Here is a 20,080-nt window from a genome sequence, read left to right as displayed (position 1 = left end):
GAAGAGGTGGTTCCCGCCTCCGTCGCGCCTACGACCGGAAGTGGGATCCGCCACCCTCCCCCGCTGCGCCTGGTGTGCGGAGGAGAGTGAGCTGTGCGGTTATTTCAGTGCGTCGAACGCCTTCTTGGCACCCGGGTGCAACGGCACCGGGTCGGTCTGCGCCGCGGTCTCCAAGGTGATGTCCTTGGCCGCCGCGTTCACCTGGACCAGGGCGTCCAAGTTGTCGAAGATCACCTTGGTCAGCTTCTCGGCCAGCTCGTCCGGCATGTTCTTCCGGACCAGCAGCACGTTCGGCACGATGATCGTCTTGACGTCTCCCGGCTGCTTGTACGCCGCCGCCGGGATCGTGCCCTCGGCGTAAATGGTGCCGTACTTGGTGTTCAGCGCCGGCAGCAGGTCGGTGATCGGGATCAGCTTGACGTCCTTGCCGAGGCTGGTGGTCAGGTCGGTGATGCCACCGGTCGGGATGCCGCCGGACCACACCAGCGCGTCGATCGAGCCGCTCTTCATCGCGTCGACCGACTCGGGCAGCCCGAGCCGCTGGGTGGTGACGTCGCGGGCCGGGTCGAGGCCCGCCGCCGTGAGCAGCCGCCGGGCGATCACCTCGGTGCCGGAGTTCGGTGAGCCGGTGGAGATCCGCTTGCCCTTCAGGTCGGCGAACTTGGTCACGCCGGCCGAGGCGCGGACCGCGACCTGGGTGTAGTTCGGGTACAGGCGGGTCAGGGCGACCACGTCCTGCGGCTGCTGGAAGCTGTTCTGGCCCTTGACCGCGTCGCTGGCGGTGTCGCCGAGGGAGAAGGCGATGTCGTAGTTGCCCGCCGTCAGGCCCTGGATGTTCTGCACCGAGGCGCCGGTCTCGCTGGCGGTGGCCCGGTAGCCCTCGACCTTGTCCGAGATCACCGAGGCGAGCGCGCCACCGAGCTGGTAGTACACGCCGGTGGTGTTGCCGGTGGCAATCGTCAGCCGGCCGCCGTCGGTACCGGTGCCACCAGCCTCGGGCTCACGCTGTCCACCGCAGGCCACCAGACAGACGGCGGTGGCGAGTGCGAGTACGGCGGCGGCGAGGCGTCGGGTTCTCATGAAGTGACGGATCCTTCCGGTTGTCCGGCCTGGCGCTGCCGCCGGACCAGGTTGATGACGACGGCAACAAGTAGCAAACCGATTCCGGCCGCGATGGTTACGGGCGCCAGGTACAGGAGCAGCAGCGCGGCCGGGACGCAGAGCGCCCGCTCGACCCAGGTGGTGGCGACCAGGATCCAGCCGCCGGTCACCACGGCCAGCGCCGCGACGGCCAGCATCGACACCGCCAGCGTCCAGACCATGCCGAGCAGACTGCCCTGGCCGAGCAGGTGCGCGCCGTTGTCGGTCAGCACGAACGCGAACGGCACCAGGAAGGCCGGCAGCGTGTATTTCCAGGCCTGCCACATGGTGGCCATCGTCCGGCCGCCGGTGATCGCCGAGGTGGCCACGGCGGCCAGTGCGGTCGGCGGCGACACCTCGGACAGCACGGCGTAGTAGAAGATGAACATGTACGCCTCGGCCTGGGTCACGCCGAGCTGCACCAGCGCCGGCGCGATGATCACCGCGGCGATGATGAACGACGCCGTGACCGGCACGGCCAGGCCGAGGATCAGGACGGCGATCGCCGACAGCGCCACGGTCAGGATCAGCACGACGGTCGGGTTGTCGGTCACCCCCTGGCCGGCGTCGACGATGATCTCGGCCAGGTTCAGCCCGAGGCCGGTCTGGGTGGTCACCGCGACGATCACGCCGGCGGTCGCGCAGGTCGCCACCACCGGCAGCACCGAACGGGTGCCCTGGGCAAGCGCTTTGAACAGCGGCCCGGCGGTCAGCCGGTGCTCGCGGTCCAGGAACGACAGCGCGAACTGGATCAGTACGGCGTACACGACGGCCTTGAACGGCGGGACGTCGACCGCCATGAAGCCGATGATCACGAACAGCGACAGGAAGTGGTAGCCGAACCGCAGCAGCAGCCGGCGGGCCGACAGGTTCGACGTCTCCCCGGACGTGGTGCCGTGCCGGCGGGCGTCGATCTCGATCGCGAGCAGGATGCCCAGGTAGTACAGGATCGTCGGGATCACCGCGTAGCCGAGCACGGTCAGGTACGACACCTGGAGGAACTCGGCGATGATGAACGCGGCGGCGCCGAGCGTCGGCGGCGACAGGATCGCCCCGATGCCCGCGGCGGCGAGCATGCCGCCCGCCGGTTCGGGCGGGTAGCCCGCGCGGCGCAGGATCGGCCAGGAGACCGTGCCCAGCGACACCGCGGTCGCCGTACCGGAGCCGGACACCGTGCCGAGCAGGAAGCCGGCCATCGTCACGGTCCGGCCGGGTGCGGTGCGGCTGCGCTTGAACGCGGCGAAGGACAGGTCGATGAAGAACTTGCCGGCGCCGGAGTAGTCCAGCACGGCGCCGTAGATGGTGAACAGCACGATGTAGCTGGCGGCAACCGCCAGCGGCGTCCCGTAGAAGCCGGCCGTGCCCATCGTGAACTGGGCGATGATCGCGTCGAAGTTGAAGCCCTGGTGGGCCAGCGACCAGGTGTAGGGCAGGTAGCCGCCGTAGTAGGCGTAGGCGATGAACAGCAGGCTGAACGCCGGCAGCACCCACCCCGTCGTACGACGGCAGGCCTCGAGCAGCAGGACCAGCAGCAGCGCGCCGACCAGGACGTCGGTCCCCGTCGGCGCCTGGCGGCGTTCCAGGAAGCCGTCGAAGTCGAGCAGCGGATAGAGGCAGACGACCAGCGCCACGGCCCCGAGCAGCCAGTCCAGTAGTCCGGGGTCGTCGTGGGTCCGGCCCTTGAACGGGTTCAGGAACGCCGGCACCTTCCAGCCCCGATAGCACACCAAAGTGATCGGAAGGACGGCTGCGAGAAAGATCACTAAGTAGTACTGCGTTCCGGCCGACAACGGGAAGAAGACCTGGAGCAGGACACCGACGCTGACGACCGCGCACCAGGCCGAGATCACCAGGTCCAGGGCAGGCCGCAGCCGCCGAGCCGGTTTCTCCTGCTCGTACTCGGCCAGTTCGGTTTCGGAGAGCGCGGCGGTGCCACCGCCGGCACCAACACCCACAGTCATGTATCGGCTCCCTCCCGTGGTCGGAGACTAGTGTCGCCGACCACGGCCTGGAGTCGCGTGATTACGTCTTTACCAAGATCTGACACAGGTGAGCGTCTCCTGCCCTACGATCACGGCATGAGCGGCGCGGTGAGGATTCTGTTGGTCGAAGACGATCTCGATATCGCCAACGCTCTGATACCTGCCTTGCGCCGGTACGGGCTGATGGTGACGCACGTCCGCACCGCCGCGGACGCGCTCGCCGCCGACCCCGGCGACCTGGTCCTGCTGGACCTCGGCCTGCCCGACGGCGACGGCATCAACGTGTGCCGGCAGATCCGCACGGTGTCGGACGTTCCGGTGATCGCGGTGACCGCCCGGGGCGAGGCGGCCGACCGGGTCCGCGGTCTGCGCAGCGGCGCCGACGACTACGTGGTGAAGCCGTTCGCGATCTCCGAACTGCTGGCCCGGATCGACGCCGTACTGCGCCGGACCGGCCTGCTGCAGCCCCGCCCCCGGGTGACCGTCGGCGATCTGACCGTGGACATCGAGGCCCGCACCGTCCAGGTCGCCGACAAGCCCATCAGTCTGACCCGCAAGGAGTTCGACGTGCTAGCTGTGCTGGCCGCGCATCACGGCCGGGTGGTGCCGCGCGAGCAAGTGGCGCTATACGCCTGGCAGTCCGTGTTCGAGGCGTCGTCGCGAACCATGGACGTGCACGTCGCCAGCCTGCGGGCCAAGCTCGGCCGTCCGGAGCTGGTGCAGACCATCCGCGGCGTCGGCTACCGCCTCGGTTCGGACTGACCGTTGCGCCGTCGCCTGCTGCAGTCCCTCGTCCCCCTGGTCGCCGTACTGGCGATCCTCGCGGCGGTACCGCTGGCGAACTTCATCGCCACCAACACCACCCGCAACCTGTTCCTGTCCCGCAGCAACGACGCCGACTGGTTCGCCACGATGGCCGAGTCGCCGCTGCAGTCCGGTGACATCGCCAGCCTGCGCGAGCTCGCGGTCCGCTACCACGAGCTCTACAACACGCCAGTGTTCGTCGTCGACGTGGACCGCCGGGTGATCGCCACGTCGCGGTCCGGCGTCGACGTCAAGCAGCCCGACATCAAGCTGGTCCTGGACAGCACGCTGTCCGGCCGGCTGCCGAGCGAGCCGAAGGCCCTGTGGCCGTGGCAGTCCGGCGACATGGTGGTTTCGCGTCCAGTGGTGAACAACGGCCGCGTGCTCGGCGCCTCGGTCCTGCGGGTCCCGACCGAGAAGGGCCGCCAGGACGTCCAGAACGGTCTGCTCCTGCTGCTCGGCGGCCTGCTGATGGCGGTCGGAGCCGTTGTCATCGGCATCGTCCAGCCGGTCACCCGCTGGGTGCTGCGGCCGCTGAACGACCTCGACAACGCCACCCACCAGGTCACCCGGGGCGCGCTGGACACCCGGGTGTCGACCGACGGCCGTGCGCCGGAGCTGCGCCGGCTCGGCGACAGCTTCAACTCGATGGCGCTCAGCCTGCACCAGGCGCGTCAGCGTGAGCGCGAGTTCGTCGCCGACGCGTCCCACCAGCTCCGTACGCCGTTGACCTCGGCCCGGATCCACATCGAAGGCCTGTCCCGGCTGTCGCCGACCGCGCGGTTCGCGCTCAGCGACATCGACCGGCTGGGCCGGATCGTGCAGCGGCTGTCCCGGCTGGCCGGTTCGGACCGCCCGGGCGACGTGGAGGGCAGCGAGGAGCCGCTGGACCTGGCCCAGGCCGTCAAGGAGCGTCTGGTCGGCTGGAAGGCCGTGTACGCCGCAGACGACCTCGAGCTGGTCATCGGCGAGATGGTGCCCGGCGGCGTCGCGGCCGAGCTCGAGGTGGACGACATCCTCGACGTCCTGCTCGACAACGCCAGCAAGTACGGCGCGCCGCCGGTCGAGGTCTCGGTCACCCGCGACGGCACCGAGGTCGTGCTGTCGGTGCGCGACCACGGGCTCGGGCTCGGGTCGCGGGACCTGAAGAAGGTCGGCGAGCGGTTCTGGCGCAGCGCGCACCACCGGGAGATGCCCGGCACCGGACTCGGCCTGGCGATCGTCCGGTCCGAGGCGGCCCGGGTCGGCGGCCGGGTGGTCGCCCGCCCGCCGATCGGCGGCGGCCTGGTGATCGAGGTCCGCGTCCCGCTGATCGACGACTACGAGGACTGAGCCAGCACGACAGCAGAAGGTGGTGGAGGCAACGGCCCCCACCACCTTTGTGAGTCAGACGTGGTTTTCCTGGTACCAGCGCTTCGCGGCCTCGTGCAGCGGGATCGGCATGGTCGCGATCGCGGACCGGGCGTCCAGCGAGCCGGCCTCGGGATGGATCTCGCGCAGTTCGGCCTGCCGGCGGAACATCGTGTTCACCGTCCACCACGCCCAGGGCGCGGACAGGTCGCGGCGGGCCAGCAGGTAGTTCGGCACCGCCAGGGTGGGGACCGCGTTGGCCAGCTTGTAGACCGAGGGCGGGATCGACGACAGCACGTAGCCACCGAACCGCCGGTTCGCCAGCTGCTGGGCGGCGGCCCCGATGTCGACCAGCCGGAAGCCGACCGTCGCCTGGAGCTCCAGGATCGGCTCGGTCGGCAGACCGCCGCTCCAGATCAGGGCGGCGATGCCTTCGCGCGGCTTGTCGACCCCGTCCGCCAGCGCCTTCACCGCGGCTTCCAGTCCGAGGCTCTTCGGCACCACCTTGATCCCCGCGGTCTGCAGGATCCGGTTGGCGACCACCCGGGTGCCGGAGTTCATCGGGCCGATGTTGACGATCCGGTCCTGCAGGTGCTTCAGCTCGAAGATGTTCGACGACGTGGGCACCACCACGTGCACGTAGTTGTCGTAGGTCCGGGCCAGGGCGGAGAACCGCAGCGCACCGCTGGCGAACGCGGTGCCCGGCGCGCCCTCCCAGGCGTCCAGCGCCGAGTCGGACAGGCTGAAGGCGATGTCGGCCTTGCCGGCGGCCAGCATCTTCAGGTTCTGCACCGACCCCTCGGTGCGGATCGGCGTCATCGACACCCCGGTCTGCTCGCTGGCCAGCTTGGCCAGACCGCTGCCGTAGATGTCGTACACACCGCCCGCGTTGCCGGTGGCGATCTTGGCGGGGCCGTCCGGCGCCGCTTCGTCGGAGCGGCCACGGGAGCAGCCCGGGAGGAACAAGGACCCGGCGGCCGCGGCCCCCAGTCCCAGCGCGTGGCGGCGGGTCAGCAGGCGGGGACGATCCATGAGGGACAACTTAGAGGGCCCGGGGTGCGGACGCCATCGCGGTCCGGTCACGACCCTTTACGGCGTGCTCACCTCCAGGCGCCCGCCCGGCCCGGAACCGCGCCGTACGGTGGGATGACGAGCTTGCGTCTGGACGGGCCCGGCCCTCATGTGACAGCGTTGTCAACACAGTCGGCCTGGATGGCCGCGGAACCCCGTCAGCGGAGGATGATTTCGTGCACGACGACCGACAACTGATCGAGGAGCGGCTCAAGCGCGCCCTGCGGGAGCGGATCCGCCCCGCGGTCTACGGCGCCTCCGTTCCGCTGGACATCGAGGTGTGGCACGCACCCGGTGAGCCGGTTGCCCCCGCCGAGGCCCTGGCCCAGAAGTTCGAGCCGGCTGAGATCGGCCTGCCCTGGGGTCCCGCCTGGGGCACCGCGTGGTTCAAGTTCAGCGGCCAGGTGCCGGCCGAGTGGGCCGGCTCCGAGATCGAGGCCGTGATCGACCTCGGCTTCAGCGGCGGCCCGGGCTTCTCCGCCGAGGGCCTGATCCACACCACCTCCGGCGTACCGCTGAAGGGCCTGCACCCGCGGCAGACCTACGCGCCGCTGTCGATCCTCGGCCCCGACGGTACGGCGGCCTCGCCGGGCGACCGGATCGAGTTCTACGTCGAGGGCGCCGCGAACCCGGAGATTCCGCTCGACAACGCCTACGCGAAGGTCGACATCGGCGCCAAGCGCGGCGAGACCCCGATCTACCGGCTGACCCGCGCCGACCTGGCCGTGTTCAAGGCCGAGGTGTGGAACCTGATCCTGGACCTGGAGGCGCTCGACGGCCTGCAGCAGGAGCTGTCCCCGTCCGAGCCGCGCCGCCGGGAGATCCTGCGAGCGCTCAGCCGGGCCCTGGACGCGCTGGACTACGAGGACGTCGCCGGCACCGCCGTCGAGGCCCGCGCCCAGCTCACCGACGTACTGAGCCGTCCGGCGCACGCCAGCGCGCACCAGCTGTCCGCGGTCGGCCACGCGCACATCGACTCGGCCTGGCTCTGGCCGCTGCGCGAGACCCGCCGCAAGGTCGCCCGGACCGTGTCCAACGTCGCCACGCTGGCGCAGGAGTACCCGGAGCTCGTCTTCGCCTTCTCCCAGGCCCAGCAGCACGCCTGGGTCAAGGACAACTACCCCGAGGTCTGGGAGCGGCTGAAGAAGGCCGTTGCCGACGGCACCATCGTTCCGGTGGGCGGCATGTGGGTCGAGTCCGACACCAACCTGCCCGGTGGCGAGGCGCTGGCGCGGCAGTTCGTGCACGGCAAGCGCTTCTTCCTGGACGAGTACGGCATCGACACCCAGGAGGTCTGGCTGCCGGACTCGTTCGGCTACACCGCCGCGCTGCCGCAGCTGGTCAAGCTGTCCGGCTCGAAGTGGTTCCTGACCCAGAAGATCTCCTGGAACAAGGAGAACCGCTTCCCGCACCACACCTTCAACTGGGAAGGTCTCGACGGCACCCGGATCTTCACCCACTTCCCGCCGATCGACACTTACAACTCCGACCTGTCCGGCCGCGAACTCGCGCACGCCCAGCGCAACTTCCAGGAGAACGGCGCCGCGACCCGGTCGCTGGTGCCGTTCGGCTACGGCGACGGCGGTGGCGGCCCCACCCGCGAGTTCGTCGCGACCGCCCGCCGGGTGGCCAACCTGGAGTCCTCGCCGCGGGTGACGATCGAGTCGCCGACCGAGTTCTTCAGCGCCGCCGAGGAGGAGTACGCCGAGCACGCGCCGGTGTGGTCCGGCGAGCTCTACCTGGAGATCCACCGGGCGACGTACACCTCGCAGGCCAAGACCAAGCAGGGCAACCGGCGCAGCGAGCACCTGCTGCGCGAGGCCGAGCTGTGGTCGGCGGCGGCCGTGGTCGCGGGCAAGCTGGACGCCTACCCGTACGAGGACCTGGACCGGATCTGGAAGGCCGTGCTGCTGAACCAGTTCCACGACATCCTGCCCGGTTCGTCGATCTCCTGGGTGCACCGTGAGGCCGAGGCGACGTACGCCGCGCTGGCCGAGGAGCTCGAGGCGATCATCGCCAAGGCCCAGCAGGCGCTGGCCGGCGAAGGTGACGCGCAGATCGTCTTCAACGCGGCCCCGCACAACCGTGGTGGCGTGGCCGGGCTCGGCGCCGGCATCGCGGCCGGCGAGGGCCAGGCGGCGACGATCGACGGCAACGTGCTGGACAACGGGCTGATCCGGGTCACGATCGACGAGCGCGGCCTGATCACCTCCCTGTACGACGTGGCCGCCGACCGCGAGGTCGTTGCCCCCGGCACCGTGGCGAACCTGCTGCAGCTGCACGTCGACACCCCGAACCACTGGGACGCCTGGGACGTCGACTCGTTCTACAAGAACAACGTGCGCGACGTCACCGAGGTCGACACGGTCGACTTCAGCACCGTCGACGGCGTCGCGACCGTGGTGGTGACGCGGTCCTTCAACCGCTCCACCGTCACCCAGACGCTGCGGCTGCGGCCGGGCACCAAGCGGCTCGACATCGAGACCGCGATGGACTGGCACGAGTCGGAGAAGTTCCTCAAGGCCGCCTACCCGGTCGACGTGCACGCCGACCGGTCGGCGTCGGAGACCCAGTTCGGGCACATCTTCCGGCCGACCCACACCAACACCTCGTGGGACGCGGCGAAGTTCGAGATCGCGGCGCACCGCTGGGTGCACGTCGGCGAGCCCGGCTACGGCGTGGCCGTGGTCAACGACTCGACGTACGGGCACGACGTGAACCGGACCGCCCGCGAGGACGGCGGCACCACGACGACGATCCGCACCTCGCTGATCCGCGCGCCGCGGTTCCCCGACCCGCAGACCGACCAGGGCCTGCACGTGGTCAACCACGCGCTGGTGGTCGGCGCCGGGATCCCCGAGGCGATCGAGGAGGGCTACCGGATCAACCTGCCGGAGCGGGTCGTCACCGGCGCCGAGGGCGTCGCGCCGATCGTCGAGGTGAGCAACGGCAACGTGATCGTCGAGGCGGTCAAGCTCGCCGACGACCAGTCCGGCGACGTCGTCGTCCGGCTCTACGAGTCCAGCGGCGGTCAGTCCAAGGCGACCGTCACGCCGGGCTTCGCGGCCGGCTCGGTCACCGAGGTCGACCTGCTCGAGCGGCACCTGGCCGACCGTGAGCTGGCCGAGGGCGGCGTGGCGATCGCGCTGCGACCGTTCCAGATCCTCACGCTGCGCTTCACCCGTAGCTGATTCTGCCGACCAGGCCCCGGACAGTTCGCTGTCCGGGGCCTGTGCCGTTCACCGCGCTGTCGTAGCGTGGAAGGCCTCAGCCCGTATCCGGGAGGTGGCATGACGCCGACGCCCTTGCTCGGGTCCCGCACGCTCGATCGGCAGACCGCGCGCACGCTGCCGCCGGGACCGAAGCTGCCGACGCTGGTTCAGACCGTGCTGTTCGCCGGTCATCGCAAGACGTTCTTCCCGCGGCTGCGGGCCAGGTACGGCGACGTGTTCACGATCCGGCTGGTCCCGTCGAGCCGGGTGGTCGTCGTACTGAGCCGTCCGGAGCACATCCGCGACGTGTTCACGACTCCGCCGGCCGTGATGCACGCGGGCGAGGGCAACGAGGTGCTCCGGCCGATCATGGGCGACCACTCGCTGCTGCTGATCGACGACGAGGACCACGCCCGGATGCGACGGCAGCTGATGCCGGCGTTCCTCGGCAACGCGCTGCGTGGCTACTCCGGGATGATCGCCGAGCTGGCTCAGGCCGAAGTCGAGTCCTGGCCGGTCGGCAAGCCCTTCCGGCTGCACGACCGGATGCGTGAACTCACACTGGAGGTGATCCTGCAGGTCGTGTTCGGCGTCACCGACTCGGCCCGGCTCGCCGAGCTGCGACCACTGGTCGACCGGATCGTCTCGGTGCGCCCGATCATCATGCTGGGCGGCTTCTACCCGCGACTGCTGAAGTTTCCGCCGTGGCGGACCTATCTGGAGACCCAGCGCCGGGTCGACGAGATCCTGTACGACGAGATCGCCCGCCGTCGCGGAAACGTTGCCGGACGCAACGACGTGCTGAGCCGGTTGCTGGCCGCGGGCAGCTGGTCGGACGTCGAGCTGCGCGACCAGCTCGTCACCTTGCTGCTGGCCGGCCACGAGACCACCGCGACCGGGCTGGCCTGGGCGTTCCACGAGCTGGCGCGACGGCCCGACGAGCTGGCCGCGGGGCAGCGGGCCGCGGACACCGGCGACGACGAGCGGCTGGATGCGATCACCAAGGAGGCGCTGCGGCTGCACCCGGTGGTCTACCAGGTGGGCCGCCGGCTGACGGAGACGATCGACCTGGCCGGCTATCGGTTGCCGCGCGGCACCACGATCATGGCCGCGCTGGGGCTGGTGCACGCCGACGGCGAGCACTACCCGGCGCCCCGCGAGTTCCGCCCGGACCGGTTCCTGTCCGAGGACCCGCCCTCGGCGGGCAGCTGGATCCCGTTCGGCGGAGGCGCCCGCCGCTGCATCGGCGCCGGTTTCTCGCTGCTGGAAGCGACCGAGATCCTTCGCGCCACCCTCACCCGGTACGACGTCCAGCCGGTCCGTCCGGAGCCCGAGCCGGCGCGTCCGCGCAACGTCACGCTGGTCCCCTCGCGAGGCTGCGAGGTCGTCGTCACCCGCCGCTGAACAGACCGATGCCCCCACGCCAGCGGCATGGGGGCATCGGGCACAGGCCTTGGCTCAGTCCTCGAGGTCGCCGACGTCGCCGAGGTCCACGTCACGGACGTCCTGCAGGTCGGTCTGGTCCTCGTCGTCGAGCTCGAACGGCTCGTCGTCGTCGACCACGTGCACGGCCGCCTCCTCGGCGCTCGCGGCGGCGCCGTCGAAGCCGACGTCGGAGGCGATCAGGTCCTTCTCCTCGTCCTCGTGCGCCCCCTCGTCGGGCGCGACCAGCCGGCCGGACCGCTGGCTGCCGACCTCCGGGCCGCCGACGTTCTCGCCCTCCTCGGCGTACGGGTCCGGCTCGGGCTCCTCCTGCGCGATCCGCTGGTCCAGCGTCTCGCCCTGCAGCGCCTCGTCCGCCGTGGTGCCGAAGCCCTCACCGGCCGACCACTTCTCCGGGGGCGAGTAGCCCTCGTCCAGCAGGTCGTCGACGCCGCGGTCGTTCAGCGTGTCCCCCGGCTGCAACTGGTCCTCGTCGTCGACGCTGTAGCTGCCGTAGTCCTCGCGGTTGTTCTCGGTCATGGCCCCACCCTGACCGTCCGGCCGGTGTGAATCAAGGCAGAGCGGCATCGTGTCCTGGATGATGGGGCCATGGACCCGGTCCGACTGACGCTGGATCAGCTGCGCGAGCTCCGCGACGACATCGCACCGCACGCCGCCCAGCGGTCCCGCGCCTCGGTCCTTCGCCGGGTCGACCGGTTACGGAACCGGGCCTTCTTCATCGTCCAGTGCGCCCTTGCCGCCGGTGTCGCCTGGGCGCTGGCCCGGTACGCCGTGGGCCATCAGCAACCGTTTTTCGCCCCGGTCGCCGCGATGGTGTGTCTCGGATTCAGCTTCGGACAGCGCCTGCGCCGGGTCGCCGAGGTGATGGTCGGCGTCGCGGTCGGGGTGGGCGTCGGCGATCTGTTCGTCCGCTTCTTCGGTACCGGTGTGGTCCAGATCGTGTTCGTCATCGCGCTCGCGATGAGCGTCGCGGTCCTGCTCGGCGCCGGCACGCTGATGACCACCCAGGCCGGCGTCCAGGCCGCGATCGTCACGACGCTGCTGCCCGATCCCGGCGCGGGATTCAGCCGCTGGCTGGACGCCGCGCTCGGTGGCGCCGTCGCGCTGGCCGCCGCCACGATCGCGCCGGCGGCGGCGATTCGTCGCCCGAGGCAACAAGCGTCCGGCGTACTGAACGAACTGGCGGCGATCCTGATCGAGACCGCCGAAGGCCTGCGCAACAGCGACGAGGACGCCGTCACCGACGCGCTGCGCCGGGCGCGGGCCAGCGAGACCATGCTCGACGACCTGCGCAGCGCCGCCGACGAGGGTGTCGCGGTCGTCCGGCTCTCGCCGTTCCGGCGCCGGCACCGCGGCCGCGTGCAGGAGATCGCCGATCTGGTCGTCCCACTGGACCGGGCGATCCGCAACATCCGGGTCCTGGTCCGGCGCTGCGCGGTGTCGGTCTGGCGGGACGAGAAGATGCCCGCCGAGTACCCGACGCTGCTCGAACGTCTCGCCGACGGCACCCGGCTGATCGCGGAGTCCCTGTTCGAACCGCACGCCGACGTCGCCGCCCACCGCGTGCTCGGCGAGCTCGGCCGCCGGACCGCCGTGATGCCGATTCCCGGCTCGCTGTCCGGCGTCGTCGTGCTCGGCCAGATCCGCTCGACGGTCGTCGACCTGCTCGAGCTGACCGGTACGACGTACGACGAAGCCCGCGCGCTGGTGCCGCTGCGGCCCGACGGGCTGGATGAGAAGTAGGTCACATCCAGAAGTTTTGCGAAATCGCCGTCATACCCGGCCGGTCGGTGCGTCTCACCGGCATGACGATCCACCGACTGATGGCAGCCATCGCGACCGAGCAGATTGTCCTGCGCGGTGAGGGCGAGCCCACCCAGACCCCCGACGACCGGATGAACGCCGCCGCCGAGCACCACTAGGCGCGCACCGGACGGACGGAGTCCGGCGGCGCGCCCGGACGGTCTTCCCCACCGAGGTAGACCGCACGGAGGTCGCACACCGCAGAGGCGCCCATGCGAGGCGCCGCCGGACCCGTCGAGTGCACCGCCACAGCGGCGCACACGGAACCACCCGGTCGACTGTCCTGACGCCGCTTGCGCGAGGCTCAGGCCAGTCGGCCGGGTGGTTCTTCGCTGTCCGGGGCCGGTACGGCGTACCGGGGTCAGGCGACGGTGATCTCGGTGGTCACCGAGTTCGCGACGAAGCACTCCTCGTGCGCCAGGTGATGGATCCGCTCCAGCGTCGCCGCGTCCGGCTGCTCGCCGGCGAACACGATCTTCGGGTGCAGCCTCACCTGGGTGATCGCCAGCTTGCCGCGCTCGTTCTTGGCCATCAGCCCGACGGCGTGGTCGTCGTAGGAGTCGACCACCAGCCGCTTCTTCGCCGCGATCGAGAGGAACGTCAGCATGTGGCACGACGACAGCGCCGCCACGAACGCCTCCTCGGGGTCGACCGGCCCGGGACTGCCCAGGTACGCCGGGTTCGCGGACCCGGGCACGGTCACCCCACCGTCGAAGCGCCACTCGTGGTCGCGGCTGTAGGTCTGGTAGGTGAACTCGTGCTCACCACGGCTCCAGCTGACGTCGACCACGTGCTCCGACACGAGAACTCACCTCTCCGAGACGTTGCCCCTGCACCAGGCCGGTGAGGAGACCGGGTTGCAGCGTACTGCGACCCCACCGGGAAGCTGCGCGACGAAGTCGCGGTCGTACCGGGCCGCCATCCCGGCCACCGGGAAGTCGGTGGTGACGAACTGGGCGCCGCTCTCGAGCGCGATCCCGACCCGGCTGGTCTCGTTGTTCAGCACCGTCGACATCGGCTCGTCGGACCGGGTCCGGACCAGGTAGCCCTTGCGGACCAGCCGCTGGATCTCCGCCTGGTTGGCACCGCGCGGGTCGTTGACCATCGTCACGGCGGCGTCCGGCTGGCCCTCCGGACCGCGGGTGAAGACCGCGCGGCCCTCGAGGTTCGGCTTGCCGGTCCGGTAGAGGTCGCGGATCTGGCCCTCACCGCCGTTGTCGAAGAAGAACATCACCTTGCCACGTGCCTGGTCGAGCGTCGGCCAGCCCTTGGTGAGCACCGACTGCTCGAGCGTGAGGCCGGGCTTGCGGACGTCGTCCGGCGACAGCAGTTGGCGCTCGCTGAAGACCGACCGGATCTCGGTGTCGATGCTGTTCAGGTTGCCCAGGTCCCACGGCGGCGCTTGGACGCCGCCGGCCGCGACGAGCCGCGGGTCGGACTGCTTCAGCTCCAGCTGGATCGTCACCGGCGCGTGGTCCGGGTGCTGGTCGGACCACGTCTTCACCTGCTGCAGGCAGAGCACGAAGCTCCGGCAGGTGGTGTTGTAGTCGAAGTCGACGACGTGCATCACCTTGATCCCGGGCTTGGCCAGCTCCGGGTCGGTGAGCGGGCCCTGACCGGTCAGCTTCCGGATCAGCGGATAGGTGTAGAGCCCGCCGGCCGGGTCCGGGAACAAGTCGAGCTCGAGCGTGCGGATGTTCTGGTTCTGCAGCTGCTGCGGGATCGAGGCGTGCGAGTACCAGATGTTCTGCGCGTTCGGGTCCTGTGCCTGCTGGACCTGCTTCTCGGCCGCGCTCAGCTCGCGGTGGTACGCGTTGTGCGCGCCGAGGGTCTGGATCTGGTTCATCCGCACCGCGGACCGGGTCTGCCGCAGCGCGGCCGAGTCGCTCGCGGGAGCCTGGACGCCGTTCGCCTGTACGCCGTTCGTCGCGGCCGCCGCGCCGTTGGCCGGGGCCTGCGCACCGTTCGCGGGCTGCTGGGCCGAGCCCGCGCTGCCGAGTGACGCACCGGCCAGGCCGGCGGCCGCGACCGCCGCGGACGCGAGCCCGGCGGTGAGTTTGCTGCTGATCCGCATGCTGAAGTTCCCCTCGTCGATCTGGGCGGTCCTGCTGGTCACGATTGTGTCCGGCCGGAGGTCACCGCGGGGAGTCGAGAAGCTGTCATCGAACTGAACGACAGCGGATGGCAACGTTGTCCCCCTCGGCGGGGCACAATGAACCCATGGTCTCCACGAGCGCTGGTGAGGAGCCGGGCGCCTATCCGTTGCGGCGGATGCCGACCCAGGACCGGGCCAGCCGCCAGGTCGAACGCATCCTCGACGCGGCCTGCGCCGAGGTGGTCGAGCGCGGCTACGACGCGGCCTCGACCAGCAGCATCGCCAAGCGGGCCGAGATCGCGGTCGGCAGCGTCTACCGGTACTTCCCGGACAAGCGCACGCTGATCCAGGCGATCGAGCGGCGCAACCAGCACCGCTACACCGAGGCGGTGCGCGAGCGCCTCGCCGTGGTCGCGGACTGGCGCGAAGCCGTCGATGTCACGCTGGACACCTTTCGCGAGATGCACCGGACCGACCCGGGTTTCCGGGCCGTCGTGCTGAGCGGTCTGGGCGATCCGCAACTGGAGGCGACGCCCGGTGAGTTCGACGACCAGCACGCCGGGGAGTTCGCCGAGCTGCTCACCCAGCGCTTCGGCGCGACCGACAGCCACGAGTTCCGGCTCACCGTCACGCTGACCATCACGATGGGCGAGGCGCTGTCCCATCTGGCCGAGCGCCTGGCTCCCGAGGACGCCGAACACGTCCTGGCCCAGGGGCGCCCGACCCTGCACCGGCTGCTGGAGCCCTACCTGCCGTAGCCGGGGCTGCCGTAGCCAAAGCTGCCGCGACCAGAGCTGCCGCGACGAGGGCTGCCGCGGCTAGGGCTGCGGGACCGTCTCCGACGATCTCGGGCCCAGCTGCGGCCAGTGGCTGACCCGGCCCTCGATCCGGCCTCGGCGCGGGCTGCGCGCGTCGTACCGGACGATCACCCGGTCCTCCGGGGCGTACAGATTCCTGCTGCCCATCGGCAACCGGCGGTGGACCTCGAACGGGCCTTCGCCGCGCCGCGTGTAGTACTCGACGACGACCTCGACGTACTCCGTCGGGACCCCGCCCTCGCCCTGTCCGCGGATCGGTCCGCGGATCCGGACCACCCGGCCGGCGGTCCGTTCCTCACCCACTTCGCGCCGCCGCGAGGCGCCCGCGAAGACGTCCGACATGATGCACGCCGCGACCAGCAGCACCAGGCCGAACCCGACCAGTACAACGATCGTCACCATGGCACTCACCCCCGACCACGCTCTACGCGTTGTCGTTCCTTCCTGCGGCGGCCCTCGCCGCACGACGGTGAGACGCCGCCAGGACAGGCTTGGTTCCCAAGTCCTGACAAAGTCGCCGGAGGTGACCGGCCGGGTGCCGTCAGTCGCCGAACATGCCGAACTCGTACCGGGCCGGCACCGGCCGGTCCGAGCCCAGCAACTCCTGCGCCTGGCGCCAGTAGTCGGCGAGCGGGTTCTCCCCTTCCCGGACGCCGGCCGGCTCGATCCCCTCGTCGAGCAACCGCTCGGCGCCGGTTCCGTCGCCGATCCGCAGCAGGTACCGGACTTTCGCGAGCCGGATCCGCTGGTCGTCGGCCGGAGCGCGGTCGAGGATTCGGCCGGCCCGATCCGGGTCGGCCTCCACCGCCGCGGTCACCGCCTCGACCACCAGCGGCACGAGCTCGGGCAGCAACTCGGTCGCCCGCTCGTACGCCGCCAGATCGCCGGTCACCACGGCGAGGTTCCGCAGCGCCCACGGGTTGTCTCCCGATCGGCGCCACGCTTCGACCGCGCCGGCTTCGTCGTCCGCGAACCACCTTGCGACACCTCGGTGGTACCAGGTCAGCCAGCTGTCCTCCGCCGCCTCCAGCAGGTCCTTCCAGCCGACCAGCGTCCCGTCCATCGCGCCGGGCGCCTCTCCACGCAGTACCGGCAGCCAGGCTCGCTCCCGCTCGCCCATCGTCGACTCGGCGAACGGCGTGCCGGCTGACACCGTCCAGCCGGTTCGCGCCAGCTCGAGCGCGCCCCAGCCGGACCCGGCCGCCAACTGCTCTCCTGGCCTCGCGTCCGCGATCCCGAGCCAGGCCTGCTCGCGCTCTTCCAGGTCGGCCACCCGATCGGCCAGTACGGCGTCCGCGTCGGTCCGCGCTTCGTTCCACGGGCCGTGCGCCGTCGCCGGGTCGACCGACAGGCGTCCGTACGCCTCCAGCCAGGTCCAGCTGGTTGCTCCGGGCAACTTGAGGTGCTCGAGCTGAGTCCGCGCCAGGCCGGCCTGGATCTCGCAGTAGCCCGGACCTTGCAAGCCCGGCGACAGCCACTCCTGCCAGCGCCGTCCTCCGCGCCCCTCGCCCCAGACGAACAGCTTGCGCCCGCGAAGCCTGGCGGTCGATGCCTGCAGCAATCCGTTGCCCTCGGCATCCACCGCCGCGATCCACGGCCGCTGCTCCGGCAACGGTTCGAAGAAGAAGTCGACCGCGCGCCGGTGCCGCATCGGGTAGGTCAGATCGATGCCCTCGTACTCCGGCACGCCCACCAGGTCGAGCTTGTTGCCGTAGCCGAACCGCCAGGCCTGGTCGGCCGGGACCAGCACCCGCGTCCCCGGCGACTGCTCGACCGCGATGTTCGACCACCAGTACGCCGGGACGACGTCCGGCGACGGGTTCTGGATCCGCGCGCCGACGTACAGGAGATCGGAGTCGTCGGGGAGCCAGAAGTCGAGCTGGACGACGAGGTTGCGGCTGCGTTCCCACTCCCACAGCCGCAGGACCGGCGTACCGTCGGGGCCTTCGACGCGGGCGGCGTGCAGCGGGGAGCAGGTGCCGGTCCAGTGGCCGGTGCTGCCGAGGTTCCACTCGACGCCGCCGGCGAACCAAGCGTTGCGCAGGGCAAGGTTCGCGGGCTGGATCACGGGGTTGCGGTAGAGCAGCTCCTGGCCGGTCGGCCGGTGGACAAGCGAGTAGAGCCGGCCGCCGAGCGTCGGGAGGACGGTCGCGCGGAGGTGGTCGTTCTCCAGGACGAGCGTCGGCAGCGGCTGCTCGACGAGGGTCCGGCCGTAGCCGTCCTGGTCCAGGCAGGGCAGGACGCTGCGCAGTCCGCCGTACCGGATGTTCTCGGCGAGGTCGGGCGGGAGGGCGTCGAGGTTCTCGACGCGGTGCAGGTCGCGGTGTCCGCGCAGCGGCGGGAGGGGGTTCTCCGGACCGAGGTCGGCGACGGGCAGGGTCAGAGTCTGCGCGGAAAGGGTCGTCACGAGCTTGATTCTTGCAACACCGCGCAGCTGCGGTCTACCGGTCGGGTTGTCTGGTATCCATGGACGACCGACGCGAGGAGACGGGTCCGATGGATGCAGATGTGATCGTCGTGGGAGCGGGGCTGGCCGGGCTGGCGGCGACCGCCGAGCTGGCCGACGCGGGACGCAAGGTGCTGCTGCTCGACCAGGAACCCGAAGCGTCGCTCGGCGGGCAGGCGCACTGGTCCTTCGGCGGCCTGATGTTCGTCGACTCCCCCGAGCAGCGCCGGATGGGGATCAAGGACTCGCACGACCTCGCACTGCAGGACTGGCTCGGCTCGGCCGGGTTCGACCGGCTGGACGACGAGGACTTCTGGGCGCGGCAGTGGGCCGAGGCGTACGTCGACTTCGCGGCCGGCGAGAAGCGGCCCTGGCTGCACGCGCAGGGTGTTCGCTGGTTCCCGGTCGTCGGCTGGGCCGAGCGCGGCGGTTACAACGCGGACGGGCACGGCAACTCGGTGCCGCGGTTCCACATCACGTGGGGCACCGGGCCGGGGCTGGTCGCGCCGTTCGAGCGGCGGGTCCGGGAAGCGGTCGCGAAGGGCCTGGTGGAGCTGCGGTTCCGGCACCGGGTCGACGAGCTGACCGTCACCGGCGGAGTCGTCGACGGGGTCGCCGGCAAGGTGCTGGAGCCGAGCGAGTCCGCTCGCGCGGTGCCGAGTTCGCGGGTCGAGCTGGAGGACTTCGCGCTGACGGCGCAGGCGGTGATCGTCACCTCCGGCGGGATCGGCGGCAACCACGACCTGGTCCGCGAGCAGTGGCCGGCCCGGATGGGAAACCCGCCGAAGAACATGATCAGCGGCGTACCGGCGCACGTCGACGGCCGCATGCTCGCGATCACCGAGGCGGCCGGCGGCCGGTACGTGAACCGCGACCGGATGTGGCACTACGTCGAGGGCATCCAGAACTGGGACCCGATCTGGCCCAAGCACGGCATCCGGATCCTGCCCGGGCCGTCGTCGCTGTGGTTCGACGCGACCGGCAAGCGGCTGCCGGTGCCGCTGTTCCCCGGCTTCGACACGCTCGGCACGCTCGAACACATCATGAGCACCGGGTACGACTACAGCTGGTTCGTGCTGACCCAGAAGATCATCGAGAAGGAGTTCGCGCTCTCGGGCCAGGAGCAGAACCCCGACCTCACCGGCAAGGACATCCGCGGCGTACTCGGCCGGGCGCGCGGCGGCGCGACCGTTCCGGTCCGGGCGTTCATGGACAAGGGCGCCGACTTCATCGTCAAGGACAACCTGGCCGATCTGGTCCGCGGCATGAACGCGATGACCGGTGAGAACCTGATCGACCTTGCGTCACTGGAGCGGCAGATCGTCGCGCGCGACCGTGAGCTCGCCAACACCTTCACCAAGGACCTCCAGATCACCGCCCTGCGCGGAGCCCGCAACTACCGCGGCGACAAGCTCATCCGCGTCGCCACCCCACACCGCATCCTCGACCCCAAAGCCGGCCCGCTCATCGCCGTCAAACTCAACATCCTCACCCGCAAGTCCCTCGGCGGCCTCCAGACCGACCTCGACTCCCGAGTCCTCCGCCCCGACGGCACCCCGCTACCCGGCGTCTACGCCGCCGGCGAGGTCGCCGGCTTCGGCGGCGGCGGAGTCCACGGCTATCGCTCCCTCGAAGGCACCTTCCTCGGCGGCTGCCTGTTCACAGGCCGTACGGCGGGCCGCGCAGCCGCCCGGGCGGTCAGCTGACATCCCCCACGCAGGCCCCTCCACTCGCTAGCGCTCCCTACGGCGCCAGCTCCCGCCCACCCGTTGCTCGGGTTGCGCGTGCTGCCGCCCCCTGCAAAGTGCGCGCTACCGCGCACGTCGAACCGGGTGCGCCTCGAACTGCCGTGTGCCACCGGCCCATTCGGCCTGGGGTGGTTGTGGTTCCCGCCCACCTGCACAACGGTCGGGCTG

The 20,080-nt window shown here is 70.6% G+C and carries 15 protein-coding genes; 7 read left to right on the top strand and 8 right to left on the bottom strand.

The genetic code is table 11. The features are described from left to right. Nucleotides 1–99 precede the first annotated feature (99 nt). Nucleotides 100–1,080 (bottom strand): TAXI family TRAP transporter solute-binding subunit, encoded by a 981-nt coding sequence (locus ACQPXM_RS04685; RefSeq protein ID WP_432945115.1) that lies wholly within the window; start codon nt 1,078–1,080, stop codon nt 100–102. After that, nucleotides 1,077–3,101, bottom strand: a complete 2,025-nt coding sequence (locus tag ACQPXM_RS04680; protein ID WP_432945113.1) for a TRAP transporter permease — start codon at nt 3,099–3,101, stop codon at nt 1,077–1,079. Before ACQPXM_RS04680 ends, ACQPXM_RS04685 begins: the two co-directional genes overlap by 4 nt. A gap of 117 nt (nt 3,102–3,218) precedes the next feature. Here ACQPXM_RS04680 and ACQPXM_RS04675 point away from each other — a divergent pair, with 117 nt between their 5' ends. Beyond that, nucleotides 3,219–3,884, top strand: coding sequence for a response regulator transcription factor (locus tag ACQPXM_RS04675; RefSeq protein WP_012918592.1), 666 nt, complete (start codon nt 3,219–3,221; stop codon nt 3,882–3,884). 3 nt (nt 3,885–3,887) lie between these two features. Beyond that, complete coding sequence (locus ACQPXM_RS04670) at nt 3,888–5,258, top strand: sensor histidine kinase (RefSeq protein ID WP_432945111.1); 1,371 nt, start codon at nt 3,888–3,890, stop codon at nt 5,256–5,258. Between the two features lie 54 nt (nt 5,259–5,312). Here ACQPXM_RS04670 and ACQPXM_RS04665 read toward each other — a convergent pair whose 3' ends face one another. Continuing rightward, nucleotides 5,313–6,308 (bottom strand): TAXI family TRAP transporter solute-binding subunit, encoded by a 996-nt coding sequence (locus ACQPXM_RS04665; RefSeq protein WP_432945109.1) that lies wholly within the window; start codon nt 6,306–6,308, stop codon nt 5,313–5,315. A 215-nt stretch (nt 6,309–6,523) separates the two neighbouring features. Between ACQPXM_RS04665 and ACQPXM_RS04660 the strand changes: the two genes are divergently transcribed. Further along, nucleotides 6,524–9,538, top strand: coding sequence for an alpha-mannosidase (locus ACQPXM_RS04660; RefSeq protein WP_432945107.1), 3,015 nt, complete (start codon nt 6,524–6,526; stop codon nt 9,536–9,538). A 99-nt stretch (nt 9,539–9,637) separates the two neighbouring features. Then, nucleotides 9,638–10,963, top strand: coding sequence for a cytochrome P450 (locus ACQPXM_RS04655; RefSeq protein ID WP_432945105.1), 1,326 nt, complete (start codon nt 9,638–9,640; stop codon nt 10,961–10,963). Between the two features lie 54 nt (nt 10,964–11,017). On the opposite strand, the gene ACQPXM_RS04650 is transcribed toward ACQPXM_RS04655, so the two are convergent. Beyond that, nucleotides 11,018–11,521: a DUF5709 domain-containing protein gene (locus ACQPXM_RS04650; RefSeq protein WP_432945103.1), complete on the bottom strand. Its 504-nt coding sequence runs from the start codon at nt 11,519–11,521 to the stop codon at nt 11,018–11,020. Between the two features lie 69 nt (nt 11,522–11,590). Here ACQPXM_RS04650 and ACQPXM_RS04645 point away from each other — a divergent pair, with 69 nt between their 5' ends. Then, nucleotides 11,591–12,745, top strand: coding sequence for an FUSC family protein (locus ACQPXM_RS04645; protein ID WP_432945101.1), 1,155 nt, complete (start codon nt 11,591–11,593; stop codon nt 12,743–12,745). A gap of 421 nt (nt 12,746–13,166) precedes the next feature. Here ACQPXM_RS04645 and ACQPXM_RS04640 read toward each other — a convergent pair whose 3' ends face one another. Both ACQPXM_RS04640 and ACQPXM_RS04635 read right to left on the bottom strand, forming a co-directional pair. After that, nucleotides 13,167–13,607 carry an OsmC family protein gene (locus ACQPXM_RS04640; RefSeq protein WP_432945099.1) on the bottom strand — a complete coding sequence of 147 codons (441 nt, stop codon included), beginning with the start codon at nt 13,605–13,607 and terminating at the stop codon, nt 13,167–13,169. A 6-nt stretch (nt 13,608–13,613) separates the two neighbouring features. Then, nucleotides 13,614–14,921 (bottom strand): phosphatidylinositol-specific phospholipase C1-like protein, encoded by a 1,308-nt coding sequence (locus tag ACQPXM_RS04635; RefSeq protein WP_432945097.1) that lies wholly within the window; start codon nt 14,919–14,921, stop codon nt 13,614–13,616. A 104-nt stretch (nt 14,922–15,025) separates the two neighbouring features. Between ACQPXM_RS04635 and ACQPXM_RS04630 the strand changes: the two genes are divergently transcribed. Beyond that, the gene (locus ACQPXM_RS04630; protein WP_432945095.1) at nt 15,026–15,658 is read left to right on the top strand and encodes a TetR/AcrR family transcriptional regulator; all 633 of its coding nucleotides are present in this window, start codon (nt 15,026–15,028) and stop codon (nt 15,656–15,658) included. Nucleotides 15,659–15,718: 60 nt separating this feature from the next. On the opposite strand, the gene ACQPXM_RS04625 is transcribed toward ACQPXM_RS04630, so the two are convergent. Continuing rightward, complete coding sequence (locus tag ACQPXM_RS04625) at nt 15,719–16,120, bottom strand: hypothetical protein (protein WP_432945093.1); 402 nt, start codon at nt 16,118–16,120, stop codon at nt 15,719–15,721. A 139-nt stretch (nt 16,121–16,259) separates the two neighbouring features. Beyond that, complete coding sequence (locus tag ACQPXM_RS04620) at nt 16,260–18,125, bottom strand: DUF5107 domain-containing protein (RefSeq protein ID WP_432945091.1); 1,866 nt, start codon at nt 18,123–18,125, stop codon at nt 16,260–16,262. Between the two features lie 89 nt (nt 18,126–18,214). Here ACQPXM_RS04620 and ACQPXM_RS04615 point away from each other — a divergent pair, with 89 nt between their 5' ends. Further along, nucleotides 18,215–19,870, top strand: a complete 1,656-nt coding sequence (locus ACQPXM_RS04615; protein WP_432945089.1) for an FAD-binding dehydrogenase — start codon at nt 18,215–18,217, stop codon at nt 19,868–19,870. Nucleotides 19,871–20,080: the final 210 nt, after the last annotated feature.

Source organism: Kribbella sp. CA-253562, from assembly GCF_050942265.1.
Lineage (GTDB): Bacteria > Actinomycetota > Actinomycetes > Propionibacteriales > Kribbellaceae > Kribbella.
This window is presented reverse-complemented; position numbering and strand designations above follow the sequence as displayed.

Excerpts from the sequence above, each read along its gene's own strand:
- ACQPXM_RS04685 (WP_432945115.1), bottom strand. The coding sequence starts at position 1,080 with ATGAGAACCCGACGCCTCGCCGCCGCCGTACTCGCACTCGCCACCGCC.
- ACQPXM_RS04680 (WP_432945113.1), bottom strand. The coding sequence starts at position 3,101 with ATGACTGTGGGTGTTGGTGCCGGCGGTGGCACCGCCGCGCTCTCCGAA.
- ACQPXM_RS04675 (WP_012918592.1), top strand. The coding sequence starts at position 3,219 with ATGAGCGGCGCGGTGAGGATTCTGTTGGTCGAAGACGATCTCGATATC.
- ACQPXM_RS04665 (WP_432945109.1), bottom strand. The coding sequence starts at position 6,308 with ATGGATCGTCCCCGCCTGCTGACCCGCCGCCACGCGCTGGGACTGGGG.
- ACQPXM_RS04655 (WP_432945105.1), top strand. The coding sequence starts at position 9,638 with ATGACGCCGACGCCCTTGCTCGGGTCCCGCACGCTCGATCGGCAGACC.
- ACQPXM_RS04650 (WP_432945103.1), bottom strand. The coding sequence starts at position 11,521 with ATGACCGAGAACAACCGCGAGGACTACGGCAGCTACAGCGTCGACGAC.
- ACQPXM_RS04645 (WP_432945101.1), top strand. The coding sequence starts at position 11,591 with ATGGACCCGGTCCGACTGACGCTGGATCAGCTGCGCGAGCTCCGCGAC.
- ACQPXM_RS04630 (WP_432945095.1), top strand. The coding sequence starts at position 15,026 with ATGGTCTCCACGAGCGCTGGTGAGGAGCCGGGCGCCTATCCGTTGCGG.
- ACQPXM_RS04625 (WP_432945093.1), bottom strand. The coding sequence starts at position 16,120 with ATGGTGACGATCGTTGTACTGGTCGGGTTCGGCCTGGTGCTGCTGGTC.
- ACQPXM_RS04615 (WP_432945089.1), top strand. The coding sequence starts at position 18,215 with ATGGATGCAGATGTGATCGTCGTGGGAGCGGGGCTGGCCGGGCTGGCG.